This window comes from Candidatus Methylobacter favarea (assembly GCF_902806695.1).
GTDB classification, from domain to species: Bacteria; Pseudomonadota; Gammaproteobacteria; order Methylococcales; family Methylomonadaceae; genus Methylobacter_B; species Methylobacter_B favarea.
In genome coordinates this window covers 21,162-41,604 of sequence record NZ_CADCXN010000062.1, presented here as the reverse complement: position 1 = coordinate 41,604, position 20,443 = coordinate 21,162, and the positions used below count along the sequence as shown (strand labels likewise).

17 protein-coding genes and 2 pseudogenes are annotated in these 20,443 nt (G+C 51.3%); 4 read left to right on the top strand and 15 right to left on the bottom strand.

Translation table 11 applies throughout. The features are described 5' to 3' along the window. Window positions 1–114, top strand: a pseudogene (locus tag HUX64_RS09395) (IS1 family transposase); the annotation flags it as partial. A 111-nt stretch (window positions 115–225) separates the two neighbouring features. Here the strand turns inward: HUX64_RS09395 and HUX64_RS09390 are convergent. Further along, entirely contained in the window at window positions 226–414 is a 189-nt protein-coding gene (locus HUX64_RS09390) for a hypothetical protein (RefSeq protein ID WP_174625970.1), read from the bottom strand. A 181-nt stretch (window positions 415–595) separates the two neighbouring features. On the opposite strand from HUX64_RS09390, the gene HUX64_RS09385 reads away from it, so the two are divergent. Then, complete coding sequence (locus HUX64_RS09385) at window positions 596–958, top strand: hypothetical protein (RefSeq protein ID WP_246246976.1); 363 nt, start codon at window positions 596–598, stop codon at window positions 956–958. Here the strand turns inward: HUX64_RS09385 and HUX64_RS09380 are convergent. The 10 genes from HUX64_RS09380 to ssb all read right to left on the bottom strand — a co-directional run bounded on the left by HUX64_RS09380 (window position 936) and on the right by ssb (window position 10,604). Next, window positions 936–1,472, bottom strand: a complete 537-nt coding sequence (locus tag HUX64_RS09380; RefSeq protein ID WP_174625969.1) for a hypothetical protein — start codon at window positions 1,470–1,472, stop codon at window positions 936–938. The genes HUX64_RS09385 and HUX64_RS09380 overlap by 23 nt on opposite strands. Before the next feature lie 350 nt (window positions 1,473–1,822). Next, a complete protein-coding gene (locus HUX64_RS09375; protein ID WP_174625968.1) occupies window positions 1,823–3,607 on the bottom strand; it encodes a VWA domain-containing protein in 1,785 nt (594 codons plus the stop codon). 89 nt (window positions 3,608–3,696) lie between these two features. Beyond that, window positions 3,697–5,046: a DUF3150 domain-containing protein gene (locus HUX64_RS09370; protein WP_174625967.1), complete on the bottom strand. Its 1,350-nt coding sequence runs from the start codon at window positions 5,044–5,046 to the stop codon at window positions 3,697–3,699. A 90-nt stretch (window positions 5,047–5,136) separates the two neighbouring features. Continuing rightward, the gene (locus tag HUX64_RS09365; protein WP_174625966.1) at window positions 5,137–5,865 is read right to left on the bottom strand and encodes a hypothetical protein; all 729 of its coding nucleotides are present in this window, start codon (window positions 5,863–5,865) and stop codon (window positions 5,137–5,139) included. 2 nt (window positions 5,866–5,867) lie between these two features. Beyond that, window positions 5,868–6,809 carry an AAA family ATPase gene (locus tag HUX64_RS09360; protein WP_174625965.1) on the bottom strand — a complete coding sequence of 314 codons (942 nt, stop codon included), beginning with the start codon at window positions 6,807–6,809 and terminating at the stop codon, window positions 5,868–5,870. A gap of 132 nt (window positions 6,810–6,941) precedes the next feature. Next, complete coding sequence (locus tag HUX64_RS09355) at window positions 6,942–7,133, bottom strand: hypothetical protein (protein ID WP_174625964.1); 192 nt, start codon at window positions 7,131–7,133, stop codon at window positions 6,942–6,944. Between the two features lie 369 nt (window positions 7,134–7,502). Then, on the bottom strand, window positions 7,503–8,504 hold the full coding sequence (locus HUX64_RS09350; protein ID WP_174625963.1) for a YqaJ viral recombinase family nuclease: 1,002 nt from the start codon (window positions 8,502–8,504) through the stop codon (window positions 7,503–7,505). After that, complete coding sequence (locus HUX64_RS09345) at window positions 8,504–8,836, bottom strand: hypothetical protein (protein WP_174625962.1); 333 nt, start codon at window positions 8,834–8,836, stop codon at window positions 8,504–8,506. The genes HUX64_RS09350 and HUX64_RS09345 overlap by 1 nt, the downstream gene beginning before the upstream one ends. Before the next feature lie 120 nt (window positions 8,837–8,956). Continuing rightward, complete coding sequence (gene bet, locus HUX64_RS09340; protein ID WP_174625961.1) at window positions 8,957–10,003, bottom strand: phage recombination protein Bet; 1,047 nt, start codon at window positions 10,001–10,003, stop codon at window positions 8,957–8,959. Window positions 10,004–10,178: 175 nt separating this feature from the next. After that, window positions 10,179–10,604 (bottom strand): single-stranded DNA-binding protein, encoded by a 426-nt coding sequence (gene ssb, locus HUX64_RS09335; RefSeq protein WP_174625960.1) that lies wholly within the window; start codon window positions 10,602–10,604, stop codon window positions 10,179–10,181. A 468-nt stretch (window positions 10,605–11,072) separates the two neighbouring features. Here ssb and HUX64_RS09330 point away from each other — a divergent pair, with 468 nt between their 5' ends. Both HUX64_RS09330 and HUX64_RS19670 read left to right on the top strand, forming a co-directional pair. Next, window positions 11,073–11,729, top strand: coding sequence for a hypothetical protein (locus HUX64_RS09330; RefSeq protein ID WP_174625959.1), 657 nt, complete (start codon window positions 11,073–11,075; stop codon window positions 11,727–11,729). A 57-nt stretch (window positions 11,730–11,786) separates the two neighbouring features. Then, window positions 11,787–11,984 (top strand): tyrosine-type recombinase/integrase, encoded by a 198-nt coding sequence (locus HUX64_RS19670; protein ID WP_217426488.1) that lies wholly within the window; start codon window positions 11,787–11,789, stop codon window positions 11,982–11,984. 287 nt (window positions 11,985–12,271) lie between these two features. Here HUX64_RS19670 and brxL read toward each other — a convergent pair. The 4 genes and pseudogenes from brxL to HUX64_RS09305 all read right to left on the bottom strand — a co-directional run bounded on the left by brxL (window position 12,272) and on the right by HUX64_RS09305 (window position 20,441). Continuing rightward, window positions 12,272–14,192: pseudogene (gene brxL, locus HUX64_RS19225) on the bottom strand (BREX system Lon protease-like protein BrxL). Next, on the bottom strand, window positions 14,189–16,537 hold the full coding sequence (gene pglZ, locus HUX64_RS09315; RefSeq protein WP_174625958.1) for a BREX-1 system phosphatase PglZ type B: 2,349 nt from the start codon (window positions 16,535–16,537) through the stop codon (window positions 14,189–14,191). Before pglZ ends, brxL begins: the two are co-directional and overlap by 4 nt. Continuing rightward, the gene (locus tag HUX64_RS09310; RefSeq protein ID WP_174625957.1) at window positions 16,521–17,771 is read right to left on the bottom strand and encodes an RNA-binding domain-containing protein; all 1,251 of its coding nucleotides are present in this window, start codon (window positions 17,769–17,771) and stop codon (window positions 16,521–16,523) included. The genes pglZ and HUX64_RS09310 overlap by 17 nt, the downstream gene beginning before the upstream one ends. A 9-nt stretch (window positions 17,772–17,780) precedes the next feature. After that, window positions 17,781–20,441, bottom strand: a complete 2,661-nt coding sequence (locus HUX64_RS09305) for a TrlF family AAA-like ATPase (RefSeq protein WP_174625956.1) — start codon at window positions 20,439–20,441, stop codon at window positions 17,781–17,783. Between the last annotated feature and the right edge of the window lie 2 nt (window positions 20,442–20,443).

Below are 20,443 nucleotides of genomic sequence, written 5' to 3'. Positions count from 1 at the left end.
TTCCTTGCCAGGTTGCGCCGCAAGTCAAAATGCTACAGCAAGTGCCAAAAGATGTTGGAATATTCCGTAAGGCTTCTGATGGCTAAAAGAAATAATGAGATTATCTATAGTTAATTAGCAATACCTAATCGATTTCATACGAGACGACAAAGTGTTGCGTCATAAATATTCTCCACGATGAGCGACGGTAAGCCTCTTCCCCATGGGACGAAGGCTCTCGCCAGGTTAAAGTGCAATGTCTTCGCTATGCAGCGGGACGATTTCTTTATGACAAGCCGGGCAGCGATCATTACAAGCGCAGTCCCATTCATCCTGCCAATCGAGCAGGCAATCCGGGCAGCGGTAATCATTGAGGTACCGGGTTATCGTGTCATCAGCCATTGCTTGGCTGATATGAATACGGGATTGGGACATGAGGGATCTCCAAAAGAATGTGGCAGGAAACCCATCCGTCAGGATGGCTGTTCCGGCCGGATAATTGAAGCGGATAAGGCCAAAAAACGGCTTGCCCAGCCCGCTTGATTTTGCATAAAAAACGGATTATGGTAGCTATCTTTCACGAATTAACGGGAAATAAGCCCTGTTTGAGTCGATATTGCGCATTTTTGATTTTCTCAGTCCTAACCGGACGGAGACTCGACATCAGCCGCCTAAACCGATGGGAATTCCGGTCGATGAGCGACTCAACACCGTTCAACAGTGCGAACACATTTTCAAAAAACTCGATGCGGTTGAAGCCGAGGTGTTGAGCCGAATTGACAACCCGGAGCAAGCCTGGCCCTTTTTATGCCGAATCCGGCAACTCAGACGCGAGACCCAGAGCGACCTGTTATCGCTGTTGCCGGAAGGCAGTTGGGTCTTTAGCGCTGACTCCCCTACCCTGGATAGCCCGGTTCGTGCTGTTGACACGCGAACCGGCGCTACCTTGCAGGTGTTCAATGGCGGGCTGGCTGATTGACCGGTGGCGTCGTTCCGCCACCCTTCAATGCTTCCCGTAATTGAAAAACCTGCTGGGCGGTTTTGGATGAATTGTCATTGGTGACCGCCTGAGCCGGCTGGGTTTTAGCCTTGCGGCGCTTTTTGACTTCCGGTTCGGGGCTTACGTCCACCGGTTTGAACTTGTGTAATTCCCGCTCCAGCTTGGCGATTTCAATTTCCGCCTCATACAACTTGATGGTTTTCTGTTTGGCTTGATATTGAAGCTCCAGACGATCCAGTTCATTGCCTGATCCGCTGTTGCGCCGTTGTATTTCCCGGCGTACCGTTTCCGACATCGCCTCCCAATCGACCTCTTGGCTGATTCGAGGCATGATGACCGGCTCGGCCTTTCTGGCCGACCGTTGCGCCGTGTGGCGGCGGATGGCGGATAAACCGGTTTTAACGATCACGAGTAGTTGAAAGGTCGTTGCCCAGATCACCCGCAGCGCGAGAATGAACATCGCCACGATGATGATGCCAAAGATAAAGTTCATTAAAGGTCTCCTGTTTGAAAGTTAAACACCTGCCTTCGAATGAACCGTCGCCCCGCGGGCGATGTCGCCCGAAGCGGGATTGAGTGAAATACATCTTGTGGTTGCAAAATGCGCTTAACCATCGGGCTTAACGCACCCGACCCGCATAGATGAGACTATGCGCCGCCTGTAGACGGTACGCCGGCCAACGCCGGATTCAGCATTCGTAAATGAATGCATGAAGTTTCTGTTTTTCCAATGCTCTCATTCTGTCCGAGAGCATGGGAAAAAGGCACGGGCCAATCGGCTACTCGTAGCCACAATCCCTTTGCATCTGCTCAGGGATTGGGCTACGGATAACTGTTTGGTATTTAGGCCGCCGCTAACAGCACCGCTTTCGACAACGCGAACAATTGCGTTCTGAGTTCCCTCAGTTCGTTGATCATGATCGCCACCGGAAACAGATGGCTGACATCGAGGCCCAAGGCCACGCCCACGGTCTCAATCCCGCTGTTCCGGCACCGCTGCAAGATCTCCAGCGTGCTCAGGATGTCGTTGGGCTGACCGTCGGTCATCACCAGCAACACCTTGCGCGGTTCCCGGCAACGGAGCAACGCCGCGGCGGCAAACCAGACGGCTTCCGTCATCGGCGTCGTGCCGCCGGCTCGTGAAGAGAATGCCGCCGAATTGGCGCGAACGCGTTCGCCGTGTTCAAGCAGACGAAACACCGAGGTGTCATCCCTCCCGGGAAAAGCCGTCATGCCCGGATTAACCCCGGCTATGCCTTCGAATGCCAAGGCCAGTGCCATGGACGCTTCCAAGGCGATCGATAACCGGTTTGTCACGGACTGATTCTTACCGACCCATACCGGTTCATCCATGCTATCGGACTTGTCCAGCAGCACATGGATGGCGGTATTCGGCGCGGGTTTGACGACACGGCGCACAAATACCCGGGGATCGCCCAGTGCAAGTTGAGGAAGCTTTCGACCGATCACGCGCCGGCCCCGGCATGCGGGATGGCTACGATTGAGGCTTTGCGATTGCACCCAGCCTTGCAAGGCAGCACGAATTTTCACCGATTCGCTTTGCACGTGGTTGAGCAGACCCAGGCCTGCCGCCGCATTGCCCAGCGGCTTAAGTCCGACCGGCATCACCGTCTCAGGCGCATCCCGATCGTCCAGTGCCAAAGCGGACTTGACCACATCAAAGACATCGCGGTCGAGATCTGCATCCGAAGCCGATTGCAGCGTTGCCATCAAAGACGGGTAGTTCGATCCGTCTGCTTGTTCCGCCAATTCCTTGTCAGACATTTGGCTGGGCATGAAATCGTAGTCGGTCGTGTCATCGCGATCGGTGGTTTCGCTTGGGCAGGAAGATCCCGCTGAAAAATCAGCACCATCCGCGTTTATATCCGAACGATCGTGATCATCGTCAGGCTCAATATCGCCCTTGCTCACGCTCGCTTCGGTATCGGCATTTCCCTGAGCCGCCTGGTTTTGCTGTTGCTGCGTGTTTTCCTGTGCGGGCTTCTCACATTCCTGTTCAATTAGAGTCAGGATGCGATCCGCCAAATACAGACAATCGGTTTCTGATGTCAGGCTATCCGGGACTTCGGATAACAGCCCTTTCAGCCGAATCACCGCGCCGGCCGGAAAAAGCGATTTCAGCACCTGTTCGCTGATTTCGACCAAGGGATTCAGAGCCGTCTGGCCGAGCACGCGCGCCCTCAGGCTTTTCAGCACATAACCGTACAACACGTTGGCCGGATGATCATCATCTTTGGCGGCGACAAAGCCGCCGCTCGCGATCATTTTTTCGATCACCGTGCGCAGCGTGAGCCTGGTCCCGGGAAAGTCCTTGGCCAGTTCGTATTCGATACGGACATCTTCAATGGCGCCGCACAGCCGCCGACGCAATACCGACGGCCCATAGGCCAGGGTAAAGTCGGAATAGCGAAGATGCGCGGCTTCGTGCGCCAACAATCCCCAGGCATAATCCTGATAATCCGGATCGTTGCCGTTGTAAGCCGGCAATTGAATCAACTTGCCGTCGGTATAGGCTTGATCGCCGCCGACTTTGACCTGGATGCCGAAGCGGTTACCGATGGCAGCCGCCACAATCGGAAAAGCATGGTGTAAGGTGATATCTCTCATGGCTTGCTCCTAAAAGTGAGGGGCAAGCCACCGCCCCAAAAGGGACGATGAACTGCCCCGTTGGGTATCAAATAAATGAATGCTATCCGTTAAAACCAATAATCGGGGTCTGTGTCGGCACCCTCATTATCATCGTCTACCGTCATCACCGTTTCCGGCTCAGCATTAGACGATCTTGACGCGTCCGGATTGGACGCCTCGATGGTTACTGCTGTAACACCAGTGGAGTTTGACGGCTGGCCAGTGCTTTCGGCCATCCGGGTGAGTTCTTTCCAACTCTCCGTTCGGCGATCACCCTGTTCCATATCCCCTGCCCCCTCGTCCTCGAAAATGCCGTCGAACAACCCGGAAAACAGATCGCTGTCCGGACTGGGCTCGGTACTTTCTCGGGCAGCGATGGTAACCCCACCTTCCTCGGTCTCGACCGCGGTGGATGGCTCATCTTGTCCGTAAGCCACGCCGATGTCACAGTCAGACAGAACTGGCGGTGATAAAAGCGGCAGCGGTAAAGACTGATCCGCCGTTGCCAGCCAATCAGTGGTTTCTGCTAGATCATCCTCCATATCCCGCCCATCATCGTCCATCGCATGACTTTGCTCAGCCAGCAGCCCTTCGCCGTGGCGCCGAGTTTTGTCCGGATCGGCCAACAGCATGGCGGTGGCGAGAATCTCCTGCAGGATACTGCCGGTAATCGCGCCTTTGTCAGGAATCCTTGCCAATAGCGCATCGATGGTGCCGACCACGGGCGCCACCCGGTAATCGAGAAAGCCCAAACCATCGAGCTTGTCACGCATGCGGCGGATCGGCCGGAGCGCATTGCGCGTGACCTGATCCTTACCCAATAACGATTGCTCGATCAATAGATTGGCTTCTACCGAGATTTCATAGAACATCTGCTCGCTCAAGGAACCGATTTTGGTTTCCAGGCGCGCAAGGTCTTCCGGTGGCAACGTGTCCGGCACGCCGACCGTAACAATCAAAAAGTCAAACGACAAACGCGTCGAGCCGAACTCCACCGAATCCACCGCTTGCTCGATAATGCCGGCAAATTCCGGATGGCGAACCACCCAGTCTGTCACTGCGGCATCGTAGCCGGCCAAAAACTCCGCTTTGGCATGGGCAAAGTCCTGGGCAATCCGTTCGAGCTCGAGGGTAATGCCGGCGGCCGATTCGCTGGGAATCGCAAAACCGCCCAAAAACCGGGTACCGACCCGCAAACAGATGCGTTCAGCTTCCTTTTTCAGGCGGTTGAACACCGTCAGCCGGTCCGGATCGAGCAAACGCTTGGAACCCAGACTGGCCAAATCCTCAGGCGGCAATTTGCTGCCGTCCGCGAGCACCAGGTCTTCCTTTTTCAGTTTTTTGCGGGCGCCGTAAATGTTGGCTTCGACTTTCACCAACACGACGCGGTCTAAAATGATATTGGCTGCTTGGATCATAAAAACCTCCTTGGGGAAAAGAGACGCAGCCGGCTCGGATGGGCAGACACGCCCCTTCCGGGTTAAATAAAAATGAACGGGATTAATCTTCTAAAACCAACGATCGTCTGTATCGGACAACAATGAGGCCAGATTCAACCGGGGTTTTAGTAAACCTAACATTTCAGCCGTTCCTCTGATTCGGTCGAGATCCGTGCCAAAAAAATCCAATACTTCCTGTTCAGCCTTCAGATCGGCGGAAACCTCGCGGCTGCTTTCGGTTGCTATACCGATCTCAACGCCGGCAAAGCCCTGCTGTTTCAACGTCATCAAAAACAACCAGGGCAGAACGCCATGGGCGGGTTTGATCTGGCCGCTTTGCGAAAACGGCTCGGCGCCCAGTGCCAGATCGCTCAATCGCTGCCACCCTTTCCAGAGGGGATGGGGCATCGCGGCATAGTCCGGCAAGGAGTGAATCACATCGATCAGACGCCTGATTTCGCTGGCCAAGGCCAAGCAGACTTCCTGACTGACCCGGCAATCGATATGCCAATACAAGGCGCCACTTCCTGAAGGCGGTGGATCGGGCTTGGCTGGCTCAGGAAAATGCACGTGTCCTTCGCTGTCGATCTCCACCTCGGCGACGAATACATAGCCTTTGGCCTGTTTTTGCTTTTCGATGTCGAATAGCCTCACACCCTTCCGGGTACTCACCCCAGGCAGACGCGCTGCGGTTCTGCCCCATCGAGTCGTGATCGTGCCGTCCGCATTCGCGCTGACCGCCCAGTCTTTCGAGCGGCCATCGCTGTGACGATAACGGTATAAACGCCAGACCGCCATGACTACACCTGCCAGTCATCGCCGAACACGTCCTTGGCGATGCGATGAATCGCTTCGCGCTCCGACGCTTCCGCCCTGAAAGTCAAGGCTCTGTCCAGGGAATAGGCCAAGGCATTGGGGGCGCTTTTAAAGGTCGCCACCAGTGTCGCCCACCGCACTAAGCCGCGGGTCGACAGCGTCACCGATAACATCCCTGCGCCATCCTGACCGCCAATGAAGACCTTGCGGATCTGATTGGCGACCTTGATCATGCTTTCGCGCAGCGTTTCCGGCATGCTCGGCACGATGTCGGCCAGGAGTTTCATTTCGTCTTCGGGCTCGGGATACCCCACTTCCATCAAACGGAACCGGTCCAGAAAGGCCAGGTTCTGTCTCAATACGCCCTGGTACAAACCAGACTGATCACCTGCACCCTGGCTGTTGCCGGTGGCGACCAGCCGAAACTTGGGATGCGGTAGCATCACGTCCCCGGACTGCGGAATCGTCAATGGCTTGCCTTCGACGACTTCGTTCAAACCGATCAATTCGGCCGGATCGACCGCATCGATTTCATTGATCAACAAGATGTGCCCAAGACGAACCGCCAGCGTCAACGGACCGTCGATCCATTTCATGGCGCCGGCATCGGCCAGCATGTACTGGCCGAGCAAATCGTTGAGCTCCAGGCGTCCGTGTCCGGTGACGGAATGGACGCCCCAATGCAGCCTGGCGGCCACTTGTTCCAAGAGCGACGTTTTGCCGGAGCCGGTGGGGCCGGTCAGATTCAAGCCATCGCCATTGGCCGAGCCCAGAAACGCCAGCACATCACGCAGATGATCCTTGCGAAACACATAGGCCTTTTTGATCGGCACATACGGATTGTGCGCCGGGCTAAAACCTTCCACTTTCATCGAAGCGGGCGCAGGAATGCCGAAGGTGTCGGCAATGGAATACTGTTGCATCATGGTGAACTCCTTAAGTTTGGGTTGAAACCCGAAACCGGAGACACACCATATCCCTGAAGGGTACTGTGTCCCCTTCGGGTGATGAGATTCCCTGGCAATCCAGGGGATGAATGATGAGTAAAGAAATCGAGATCAGTGGGCCATGGACAAACGCATGACGTTCGCCAGTTCGGAGCGGGCGACCATCTCTTCGTCCATAAAGCGCAAGATCCGGCGAATGTCGGCTTTCAAGTCGCGGTCGCGGCTTTCAGCCAACAGTTGCCGCACGGTTTGTTGTTTGACCCTGATCTCTTCCAGACTGGCCGTTTCCAGCCAGGTATACAAGGTTTTCCAAAAATTCTTTGTTCATGAGGGACCTCCTTTAATTAAAACAAGGGGCCACCATTACCCGGCGGGGCGATGAACCCCGACGGGACGACAACATCAGGCTTGACGCACCTAACCCAGGAAAGGAGGTACCTTTCCTGCCGCTCAATAGCGGAACGCCGGCAAGCGCCGGATTCGGGGTTTCTCGAAAGGAACGCCTGAATGTTATGGTTTTTCCTCTGGCCTTGGCGCACAAGGACAGAGGAAAAACCGGAAAAATTGACTGATCAAACTGACATCCTTGGCGATGCCGGGCCCGGCAAAAGGATCAGGACGCCCCGCAGGCCTAAAGGCCATGCAGGGGTCCCGTTCCATCAAAGACAACCTTCAGAACCAGTAATCGACACCGGCCAGGTCTTTCAACGCTTCCGCATCGAAAGGCACTTCCGCACGCTTGCCGTCGTCATCGCGGCAGGTGATTCGAACCCGCTCGGACGGTTTTTTCCGGTAGGATTCGAGCGCCGATTCCGGCACCTCCGGCAGCATGGCGTTAAGGACCGCTTTGTAATCAACGCTCCCTTGCACCTGAAAGCGGCTGATCCGCAATCCGGAGTGCTCGGCCGCCAGGAAGGGTCCCATCAAACCGACCAACGTGTGTTCGATCGTGGCTTGCTGCAATTCCATGGCTTTGAGCTGGGTTTTGATGGCGTCGATCTTCTCCGCATTCTGGCGATAATCAGCGGCCAACCGTTGCCACTGCTGTTCGTCATCTCCTTGGGGCAGATAAAGATCGCGTTCCGGATCTTTTTTCGGCTCCCGTCCGGTTTTGACGGCCGACCAGAAATCCATGGCCGTTTCGATCAGTTGCGTGAAAAAAGCTTCATCACGCTCGATCACGAACTCGACGTCTTGCCCCTGGTGATAAAAAAACAAAAACCCGCGTGCGGCTTCGGCGACCAGGAGCTGTTGTTGCACTTGGCACCAATACAATTGATAGGCCGCCGATTGCTCGCGGTTTAACAGCACATCCAGAAAAGTGGATTCATGGGGACATTTCACCTCCACGGGCTCTTGGCTTTCGGATAAGCCATCGAACGATGCCCGCAACAGAGGATAGCGCTCCGATTCACCGCAGAGCGGCAATAACAGCACCTCGTGCTTATCCTCAAAACGTTGCAGCGCTTGCGGCTCGCATTCGAGGCCTAGGCGAATCAATGGATTATTTTCCAGCGACTGTTCCAGCACGAGTCCTTTCTTCTCCGCCCATAGCCGCCAGGGCGTCTTGTTCGGCGAGCGGTTCATGATGATCGCCGCTTCACTGGCGCTGATGCCTTGTGACCGCCACACCCGCCATTCGGGCGAGCGCTGCGAAACATTGATGACTTTCATCACTCCACCCCGTGCAGCTGGATGTAGCACCCCCAACGCTGCGTCGGTTGACCGAGCTTGACGAGTTGGGCATCGCAACGGCGGGTCCAGTGATAGTCATCAAAGATCAGCAGCATGGAATCCGACGTCGTCACACAGCGACCGCCATAGCTCTCGACCAGGCTGTGAAGCTGGTCTTTCGATAACGTAGCGGTGTTTTTGACTGCCCCTTCCGGTTTCCAGACCCGTTCCAAAAAACTGCGGCCATGCCGACGGATCACGGTGGGCGAGTCGTAGCGATGCCAGTCCGTATGGCAAGGTATTCGATTGAATGATTGATCGATGGCGTTCATGACATCTCCTTTTAATGCAGGACGTCATGCCATTCACCCCGAGGGAGAAACATGACGCCCTGGAAGGGTGGATAACGACCAACTGGATTGTCGGCGTGAAAAGGAAAGGCTTGACCTCAACTAGCGCAACGCGCCCAAGGTCTCACGGGCCTTATGCAAGGCTTCCGATGCGACAGTGGAAACCGGCGGCATCGAAGCCTCGTCGATGGCCTGATCTCCAGGATCGAAGGCGTTCGATGTGGCTTTCGCCGCCTGTGACGCTTGGTCCAGTTCGGTAATGGCATAGGTCAATTCCAGTCCCGCGAACTTGTTGTTGGCATAGTCGTAGGCGGCTTTCCAGGCACCGGCCATGGCCGTGCGCCTGACCAGTTCCGCGACCGCTTTCTGGACCTTGGGACTGACCATCGATAGATCGATCACACGGGGGCCGGTGTCGGCAGCAGTGTCGCCATCGATCGCATCGACACGGCTGGCACTGCCGTTAATCCCGGCGCCGTCGTTCAGATCGTCAAGGCTTTTGCCGTCCATTTCCTCGGCGGCATAACCGCATTCCTCCGGAAAGGCCGCGCGCAGCGAGGCGGCTTTACCGCATTTCCCTAACTGACCTTTTGGGCGTTTGATCCACATGGCCGTCGGCAGCTGAGAGTTTTTACCGCCCGCGGTGCTGTAGGCTTCCATCCAGTACACTTCCTCGGTAAAGGCGCAGCGGCGGCCACCGACCAGACGGTAAACGGTGACCGCCACCCACTCGGGAAAAGTCACGGTGACCGTGCTTTCCTGCCAGGTATCGGTGTCGTCTTTGAATTTGCCGGTAAAGGTGTGGGTGACATCGGGCCCCCAGATCGGCCGATCCATGCCCGCCCAAAGCCCGGTCCGGGTTGCCGTGGTCTGTATTTCCATGATCGATGGCCAGACGGTTTCCACATTGCGCCCCAAGGCGGTGCTCCACATCGGTACGATATGCACGGGTTTTTTGAAAATATCGAGCTTGCGGGCCCTGCAGTAATCCAGCGCCATCATGATGGCTTCCGGGGTTTTGGCCGTTGGAAAGGTCACTTCAGTAAGGACTTTCCAGGATTGCTCCGAGAGCCCGTAAACCTGATGCGCGTCGACCGGCATCGGCAGGTTCCGGGTCTTTGGCTGCGTGTTTTTGGATGGATAGCTCATTGCGTTTCTCCTTAATAAAGTGAGGACGCAATGCCCCAGACGGGGAATGGCATCCCCATGGGGTTAAAAAATACCGAGACAGCGAGAACTGCAGCGGCAGGGTTAATGAATACTCGAGTTGAAAAACTTTTTCTGTGAGTTGAAGAATTAACTCACCAATGGATCACTGCCCCTCTCATCCGCGTCGAGCCGATGAGTACGAACGGTTTTGCCGAGGTTTGGTGTAATTGTGCTTATCGTTGTTCCCGAAAGCAAATTCGTGACCGTATGCCCGATCCAGGATTTGCAGATCGTTGGCGACCACTTCGGTGGTCGTGCGTTTCTCACCGTCTTTCTCCCATTGCTGGGTTCGCAAACTGCCTTCGACGTAGATCTTGCTGCCTTTCTTCAACAGCTCACCGGCGATTTCAGCCAGGCGGCGATAAAACACCACCTGATGCCATTCGGTGCGCTCCTGCCGAGTGCCGTTTTGATCTTTCCAGACTTCGCCCGTTACCAGACGAATCACGGTGACCCGGTCGCCATTGGCTAAAAACCGGATATCGGGATTGGCACCCAGGTTGCCGACCAGGATGACTTTGTTAACACCACGACTTGCCATACTACAGACCTCCTCCGTCCGTGCCCGGATCAAGACTGAATTAAAACCCACCGGCACGGCTGTGAGTTAGATGCTCGGGAGACGAATCAACCCGACCGGGGAATTGGCTTTCCCAGAACAGGATTAACAAATGCACAATGCACTCACATCATCGGGCTTAACGCACCCGACTCGTCGATGAATACCATCCACGCCGCCTGAAGGCGGAACGCCGACGCAAAGTCGGTCCACAGCGTCTCGTAAGACGGCAGGAAATGTTATGTTTCCACTTGATCAGCAAAAAAGTACCCATGGAAAAAGCCAGGCTGATGTTAACAACGAAATTCAGCGCCATTGCCAAATATTGAAGCGGATAATCTCCGATTACAGTCAGCAATAGATCGTTAAATCGGCCATTTTTTGCAGGAGTGGTCAGAACAAAGCAACTTACTATCGGGCGTGATACGGCAATTATTCAGAGGAAATGGCATGGCAGGCACAACAGCACCAGAGAAAACCGTTCGTCCGGCCATCAGTCGTCCGGTTTTTGAACGCACGATTAAAATCCAGAGTGAACAAGCCATTCGGGTGATTCGCCGGAGTTACGGCCGCCTGATTCGCTCCCTGTATGCGATTGACGTCACCTTGCGAATCGTCGGCGCGGAACAGGCGATCGATGATATCGAGGAGATCGTCAGTCAAATGATCGGCGACTGTGCACTGCAACTGCAGCAGGAAAAAGCGCGGCTCGATAAACTCTGCGCCGATAACGGCATAGCCGAATCGCCTCGCTATACCCACCCGACGGATTTCAAAGCCCGCATCACCTCACCGCAAATCGCTCAGTTTGTGGAGCTGATCCGCTTGCTGGATCAACTGATGATCGCCGTGGACACACTATGGCTTTGCCAGATATTGACCAGCAAGCAATGCTCAACCGCAAGGTATCAATGGCAACAGCGGTTACACCGATTAGCCCGGCGCATTGTCTCGATTGAACAGCGGGCGCATCAGGCAGCTTATGCACAAGGGAAAGGTGAGGAAGTGCGTTCAGCCCGAGAAGAATCGGGGCTAATGGCGGAACCGGAGACAATGTCTGAAAACGGCAACGATTGTGAATCCGAAGGAAAGGCCACTGAGAACTGAAAGGTCTTTCTCCAAATTTGTGGATGTCGGTAGGGAATCCTTCCTGCTTAGGGCTGTATTAGTTGGTTCGCAAAAAAGTTATTAAGGGAAAAAGAGAAACAAAATCTGGCAACCGGTAGCCGTCTATTTAACCATCAGGCCGATATCGCTAAGGTGCAGGAGTGGCTCGGCCATGCCAACATCGCCACGACGCGGATTTATGATCACCGCAAGACGCGCCCAGAGGACAGCCCGACGTTCAAGGTGAATTATTAAAGCATTCAATACACTACGTCAAGCTGGGCAAAGTAGTTGAAATGCTATTTTATAGACTGTTACGATCGGATTGAGGATGATTAAAAAATATGAATTCCCTAATTTACGTTTTTTAGAAATGCTACTCAGGTTTACAGAAATCATCTTGATAATCCTGATGCGCTATTCAACTATTGCTTTCAGTAAGGCATCACGGGCATCCGAATAGAACTGGATATCAACTTTGGTCGCCATTTCATCAGAAAGATCAAATAACTGACGACGGCATGACACGGGCATCAGTAACGCTATAGCGCCTTTTCTACGGTAATTTCGGCAATATTGACCGGATTATGAATGGGTTCAATTAATCCCCCGAGATTGATTTCACCAGAAATAATAAGTGCACCACGGACACTCTTTTTCAAGAGAGCAGTGCTCAACGCAATGATCGCCCCCACCCCCAATTTTGATCCCGACTTGGAAGCATCAAAAGCCCTAAGCTGCACAGTAAATTCATGATGTCGTGGATCTTTATCGCCCACTAATTGCTTGGAACGGGCATATAGATTTTGCTCAGCAAAGCCCATACTTTCGCGAAAAGCAGGCGGCACAGGTTTATTTAGAATTTTCACTCCGTTACCGGAGCCTTCATTGACCTCAATCCGATAAAGACCTGGATTCTCATCGCCCCCACCAGGACTGATTACCCAAACCTGGCCGGGTTCTAGCGGATCACCCCCGATGCTGTTCTCACTTTGCAATTCCGGTGTGGAAATAAATTTTTCCACACCATCGGTTCCCATCACATAACTGAAATGTGTATTCCGAAACTCGGCAAAGCCAATCCGTTTTTGTTGTTCTTTGACCCGGCGCCTAGCCTCCATCGCAATACGAACAGCCCATTCCAAATCCTCTTCAGCAACAAAACTTTCACTGTCTGGATAGAGCAGTTTCAATAAACCGCTTATCGTTTTATTGACCGTTGGTATCGCGGCCGGACAGTGCGCCGCCTAAGAAAACCCGGTTTTGCATAACACTGACCCGGCTTTGATTGCGTAGCTGGCTCCAGCATTCAGAAAGAAAATCGCTGACTAGGCCAAAATGGCTGGTCAGCAATTCTTTATTTATTTTCGGCACATCCCAACCGGGTAAATAAGCATGAATGCGATCCATAAAAGCGGTATCGTCCCGCATTTCCTGAGGCATCGGGCCAAACAGATGACCGATGCGTTGTTGATGCTCGACATCCACATCAAAGTTGCCAACTAGAACAATGCTTCCATCAGCGCGAATATTGTCCTTACCGCGGCTGAATTCGCCTGATTCCATGTAGCCTTTCATGATATTCACACCATCTTTCTGGTCGAATGAAATGCCTGACACTTCATCGAAGCACACAACATCGTATTGACAAACAAGGCCTCTTTGCCCCGTCCCCATATGAACGAACATGCGAGCGACAGTAGCCTTACCGCCGGATATCAAGTGTGCATACGGAGAGATTTGCTGAAATAGATGGCTCTTACCTGTTCCTCTAGGTCCAAGTTCGACTAGATTGTAATTACGCTCAACAAAAGGCACCATGCGCAGCAGCAATGCATTTTTTTGCCTTTCGGTCAGATCGACCGGTTCAATACCAATTGATCTGAACAAAAAATCTTTCCATTCTTCTGTCGTAAAACCTTTGCGCGCTTCAGCCAATACATCTAGAACGTCGCGTTTGGAAAGTTGAATTTCTCTGAGCGAATCTACACCAAAAGGCCGTCCGTTGCTTTCCTGGGCAATAGATGCATCATAAGTCAACGAAATTTCAGCATAAAAGCCACCGGTCAATATGCGTTCATGCGTATTGACCAATTCGGAACTGATCCGAACATCGTTTAAACGAAGGCTCGGCAAAGTTGCAACATAGGAGTCTGTCCGAGCATCCAGTCTCGCAGAAATCAAATCGATGATTTTAACTTCTCCGTTTTCGCGGGCACGCGCCTTAAAAAGCTCTTCCTCACCCGCTTTTACGGTGCGCGACTTTAATTGGCGTTGAACAATTTCGAGTCCTTCATTGATTTCATCCTGATCAATACTGGCGCAATAACGACCTAATAAGAACTCAACCACATAAGTCGGTACCGGAAATTGACGGCTAAAAGTTCTAACCAGATCCTTTCTAACCAAGTACCCATCAAGAACAGATGCTGCCTTGCGATCAACCGAATCCAACTCAATCATGCCGAATTTCCTCCGATTACTGTATCCATTTGCGTTACTAAGGAACCCTCATCATTTAACAGTACCAAAACAACTTTTTGGCCATCCAAATCTACGTTCTCTACGAGAACTGAGGCAGCCCCATTTTGTTTCAGAGACTTTGGTTCAACAACTACACTCGTTAAGGCATCACCAGCCTGTTGCCTTATGTCAAGCGATAACCCCGCAAATGAACCGTCTACGCCGATAGTGCAACGCAATCCCTTCCAGACTAGATCGGTCACTTTAACTGAGACTGGTGGCATAACGGATTTATTTCGACTAACCGTCAATTCAAGGGTCAAGCACTCCTGCAAGCTCAGCCCTCCATGTGTATATTCATCGCCATTTTTAAAACAGCTGACGCCATCGGCCAGCACGAAATGATGAGAAGGATTCCAATACCAGGCATAAAGCTTTTGATCAGTGGAAGCACCCGGTTTTAGGCAGGCGCAACGCCCCCATTTATTATCGGTTAACGTGTTGGGTAACTCGGTTTTAGGCAATCCGCCAGGCATCAGCAGCCAACCATGATCGGTAACTACACGAACACTTTTCCAGCCAGCCTTTAAAAGGGCATCGATACGCTCATTGATTTCTTTCAGCAAATTAGCCAGGTGTTTGGCAAGTTTCCAGCCTCGATCATGACCTTCATGGTCAATATCACCGAATTCGCACCAGGCATTGCCCTGTCCGTCACCATTATCCATATGATCAAGAATCTTCCAGCCGGAGTCTTGGATTAACTTTTTAAAATGGTAACCGCCTTTCAGAGATTGGCCGGTTGCCATGACACACGGCTCAAAATCGCTATTACCATCATTGCCAGTGATCTTATCTCGAATAGGAGAAACTGCGGCTTTCCCGGTAGCCGTTACACTCGGCAATGCCGTCCAGATTACTTTTTCCGTCACATCCAGACCTAAATTTTCAAGCATTTCGCGTAGACGCTTAGCCGCGTCCAGGCGCAGTCCATCCACAAATAGCAGACATTGTCCTTCTGGGTATGCAGTTGCTTTTGCAGTCGCAAGAGCTTCACCTGGATAACCTGATACTCCCACCTGTTGTTGCAAATAGCGCGCCGAATTCTCTAGCCAAGGCAAATAAAGTGCCCGAATCACCGCCGTTACGGCTTCAAGATCCACAACTTTTTCAATCAGAGCCAATGCTTTTAAAACCGCATCATCGACACGCCAACCCACGCTTCTATAATGAGCAGATAGCTCTTCAAGCGTACCGGAGGCACAAGCAATTTGCGTTAACTCAGCAACCTCTAATAATTTTTCCAATGCCTTGTCCAGGGGGGCCTCCCCTAGTTCGGCCCACACCAGTTGCCGCCTCGGACCGTGTTGTCGATCCAATTCTTGCAATTCAGACCGTACCGTCTGAACAAGCCCATTATTTAAAGATAATAATCGGTTACGCAAACCATTTTCCTCAGCCTCATTCCATTGCGGCCATCCGCCAAAAGTCGATTCATTTGCAAAAATATCCGGGTGCGGCATTTTGCATTTTCGAATGAGCGCCGGAATATTTGGATATCTAAGCGGGGCTTCGCAAAACCGTTCCCAAACGCCTAGCCAGGGGCCTTGATGATTCGCTAATTTTTCAGCACCGGCCAGAACCCCTTCTTGTTGAGGATTAAACGCCAATTGCGATTTACACACTGCAACAAAAGCCATCCATTCATTTTCAGTCCGTGCATTTTTAAATGCATGCTCCTGATCCAGCCATTGCAGCAAGTCTCTAACCGGGTCGCCTCCCGATAATAAAGTGTTGAAATAATCCTTATCCAGTCGTTTACCCTTGATTAATTCAATATCTTCGTCCAGCAAGCGGTGAAGAGCCAGTTGCATCGCATTTTTAGTGTCATTATCTTGCGCTACATCAAGCCCTAGCCCACCTTGATCGGATTTGATAAAGGCTAATATCGTCCAATCCTTGGCGTTGATCTGAGACCAGATAACACCACGGTATTGAAGCTCTGCCAACGGTTTCAGAAGATCAGGGCAACTTTCGACTGCACGTAAATCCTGACGGCTTACGCCGGGTAAATAAAAAATGGGAGGATGCGCCTTTGACAAAGCATGATCACCCTTGCCGGCGATAACACAACGCAACCAAATGGCCGGCCCAATGCGCTTATCAGGAGCATAGTCGCCCAGAATGAACAACTCAGGCAATTCAACCTGGAGTAGAGGAATAACTGTTTCCCATTGGCGATCACGGTCAGGCCAAAGAATGCACACAGGAGCAACCCGAGTTTCAGGGTTGAATATCGAGGCTTCGCGAACGGCTTTCAGAAGGTGTTTAAGAATCTTGCTCATCAGACCTCTTCATAAAAAGCACTGTTTTCAAGTAATCCTCAGTCGCTTCAAAAACAGGCTCTGTATGATTCAGGTTTCTCATGAGAGGAATCACTTTGGTGCGCACCCCCATGCCACGAGAATCAACGTACCCATAGTCACGCAAAATGTCCACCATCAGAGGATTTCTTGAGGAGCGTTGCCCCGCTATCATCTTTGTGACCGTCATTGAGTTTTGGAGCCTGCCCGGGCTTATAATCTCTAAACGATCAGCATAAGCAGTAACCTCTATTTCAACTGACCGCGTCCAATCACGATGGGCCAAGGCGTTAATAACACTTTCCCTGATCGCTTCCCAAGGATAGTGCCAGGTTTTTTCACGTCGCATATTTGCATCGATATCCGATGTTTCCTTAGAAACAAACGGCTCAATTGTAGCGGCAAACTTTTCGATAAGTCCCTCATCAACAAGCTGTCTCTGACTTTTCTCATCAACTTGCCAACGGCCAACAAGGGGACCATCTAACTGGACATCCAGAAGAGCCTGATAATCCTTATCGTTTTTGGCAAAAGCCATCACACGCAAACCTGCCTGCCGCAGAAAGCGCCTGGGGGTTATTCCAAAACATAAAAGCCCCGCTACTGAACAAACCTTGTTGCCCATGCCATCTTCTGCCATTAAACCCAATCCAAGGAGACGCTCAATCCATTCACCTTCATTTGTAGGAATTTCAGGGTCCCGAATCACAGAGCGCAAATAATAATCCAGGCGATCTAGATCTAAACTCGCAATAGACGTTCCAGCAACGGGCAACACCTCAACATGCAGCATTCCTCCCGTTTCAAACAGCCGCATCTGTTGTTCGCGAGTAGCAATTTCAGACCGATCCCCCATACGGATATATGTTTCTTCACGATTATTATGGCGAACAACATATGGCTTAGATATTCCAGGTGATAAAGAAATGACGCCAACTCTAACGTTTTCTTCAATGATTACTTCTTCGTAAAAGGGAATGATCTGCGGGTGAACCTTGTCTCGGAAAACATTCAATACCCATTCCTGGGGCTGATCCCTCTGCAAACCAGTAATACCTCCGTCATCTTCGACGCCAAGTAGAATCCGTCCACCTTGAACATTCGCAAAAGCTACGATCTCCTTGGCCAACTGCTCTGGGCGAATGTCATCTCGTTTAAACTCGACTCCGGAGTTCTCGCCATTTGCAATGATTTCTAAAAGCTCTGTTTTAAGCATGGTTTATTCTTAGTAGCCGTATTTCGCTTTCCGTTGATTAAATGCCGCTTTCCCGCCCTCCAGAATGTCTGCGGCTTTATCCCGAACATGGGGCACATCAATCGCTCCTTGTGAATTAGCAGGCATGTGCGCCTGACCATCAGAAGCCTCGAATACTCCGATCCACTCGGCATCACCAAACACAGGGATATTGGCGTTGTGCGTAGCAAAAATAAACTGCCTTGCAATTTTTGCTGACCGCAACTCTGTAACAATCCGATCAGCAATGAAAGCATTGTCCAAATTATCCTCAGGCTGATCCATAATCAACGGATCCAAATTTTCCAACAATAAAAGGTGCAATATAGCGGTACACTGCTGTCCCGTAGAGAGTTTATTGAGTGGCCGGAAATTTTCCTGGCCTTCATGCGCAGTGTTCAATTCAATTTCAATCGAATCGGAAAGCTCAATTTCCTCCAATTCCAAGATTTTTTCAGGCGTTAGGCGTACGAGTGCTTCAGCGACTGTTGGAGTGATTCCCCATTTTTCGTCACGCAAAGCCTCTGTTCCTGCCCGAATTAACTCGGCCAGCCTAACAGGAGAAAATGTGTCAGCCTCTCTTATCCATGACAATCGGCCTTCACCAACTCCGTCCAATCTGCACCCCAAAAGGAAATCAATGACGGGCGTACGATTGGCTTCAGTTTTAATTTGCAGGCGAAGTTTTCCTGTAAGTCGCTTGTTCAGCTTTTTGAGAGTTCGCTCAAATTGCGCCGACCGCTCTGCCCGCTTTGCGGAAAGCTCTACCAATATCATTCTGCGTTGATTATGTAACTCACTGAGCAGTTGTTTACGTGTTGCAATCAGTGTTTGCTTGGGACGAATACGTTCAATTTCCTGCATCAGCCGTTGATACTCTATCCCGATTTGCTTGCCTGTCTTGCCCTCACATGCGGGTAGCTCTTTGAAGGTTTTTTCAAGCGCATCCTCGTCGTTCTTAATACCTGTGTTTAAATTTTTAGCAAATGATGTAACTTGAGTTTCCCACAGACCATATTTTTCTAACCACTGTTGGAGAATGGCTTCCGTTTCCGTGCGCATGGTGTTCAAGACAGCCCGAATTTCTCGTAGGTTATCGGCATGAGGCAACTTGTCCAACGCCACGTCGCTGAGGAAAGTGGTGTCTGGAAGGCAGTCTTGTATAGCTAGAAAGCCCCTCTTCAGATTTGGACCTTCCTCTTCCAATACTCGTTTTAAAAGCCGTTTCTCGGTTTCCAGCAACGGAACGATCTTCAATTTGCCTTCGATCCCTAGGGTCTTAAATTGGCCGACCTGCTCCTCTAATTTAGGCAGGCGCGCGACCTCATCTTCAATGACAGAAACGCCGCTTTGGGCTTCAACCAGTTTTTTCCGGTTTTCTGACAGTCTTCCGATCGCTTCATGAATGGCTTTTTCCACATCGGTCAGGCCTTTTTCTAAAAAACGCTCCAGCAATTGGCGCTGACTGTTGGCGTCTTGAGCGATTTCATAAATTTCGTTTTGCCCATAGATTTCAATCCCAGGTAAAAGGTCTACTGGGGTAAAAGCCGATGGTTTACCTTCCTCATCCTGTACGCTGATACTTTCACCATAACGGCGAGACAGCTTAAAACGCTTACCATTCATGTCCGAAGAACGAATCGTCAGTTCAACGCGCGCCTTGGTCTTTCCAAGATTTTCCTTGATTATTTCATCATGCTGCTTCTGTGCAATCTTTCCTATGGGGCGGATTCCCAAAACATAACGAATGCATTCCAATAAAGTCGATTTTCCAGTTCCACGCCCACCGATCACTGAATTAAGATGTTCAGAGAATTCAATTTCAATACCATCTAGGTATCCCCCTGTAATCTTCATCCGTTCGAGCTGAGAATAATATTTTTCCGCTACATCGCTATTAAGGCGTACTCGAGATTCAGGATCCTGAAACGCCAGCTTGAAAGAAGCAAAGGAAGGTTTAGTCATTTTGATCAAACAGGACGCTTTGGGATTAGCCAAGTCGCCGGGGTTGGCTACATCTTTCGCATTAATGATTCCTATCTGAAGCTCTCGTTTATAGCCGGGGTCTTTATTCAACAAAATTTGCCTGTATCCATTCCCTACTTCATTTTTTAGGTCGTCCAGAGCTCCCGGTATTTGCGCCGCTTTTAATAACTCGTTTTTCCAAATGTGATTGAGCCTCAGTTTGAGGAGTCCGCTATCATCGGTGCAATGGGCCGCATAGATGAAACCGCCTTGCTCATTTTCTACCTTTTGAAGAAGCTGTTGAGCGCTTAGGCTAGACGGACAAACTCCATCTTCAGGATCCAGAAGTTGGAGATCTCCAAGGTAACGATGTAATTGTACGGTTGTTGTATCTTCAGGATAGAGGCAGACGAAATGGGCCTTTTCACAGGAAGCAATCTCAAAGCCGGGAAATACCAATATTCCATTCTGATTCATTATGTTACGGATCGCATCCACGCCATCCACATTACCATGATCGGCCAGACCAACGACTTTAATGTCATTTTCCAAAGCCAATCTAACGAGCTCCTGATTGTATTGTTCTTCCGTCATACCATGATCGGTCCCACGATAAGCAATATAGCCTGCTGGGTTGACCTGTAGCGCACATTTCCAGAATCGGGCTTTTGTATAGGTGTTGACCATAT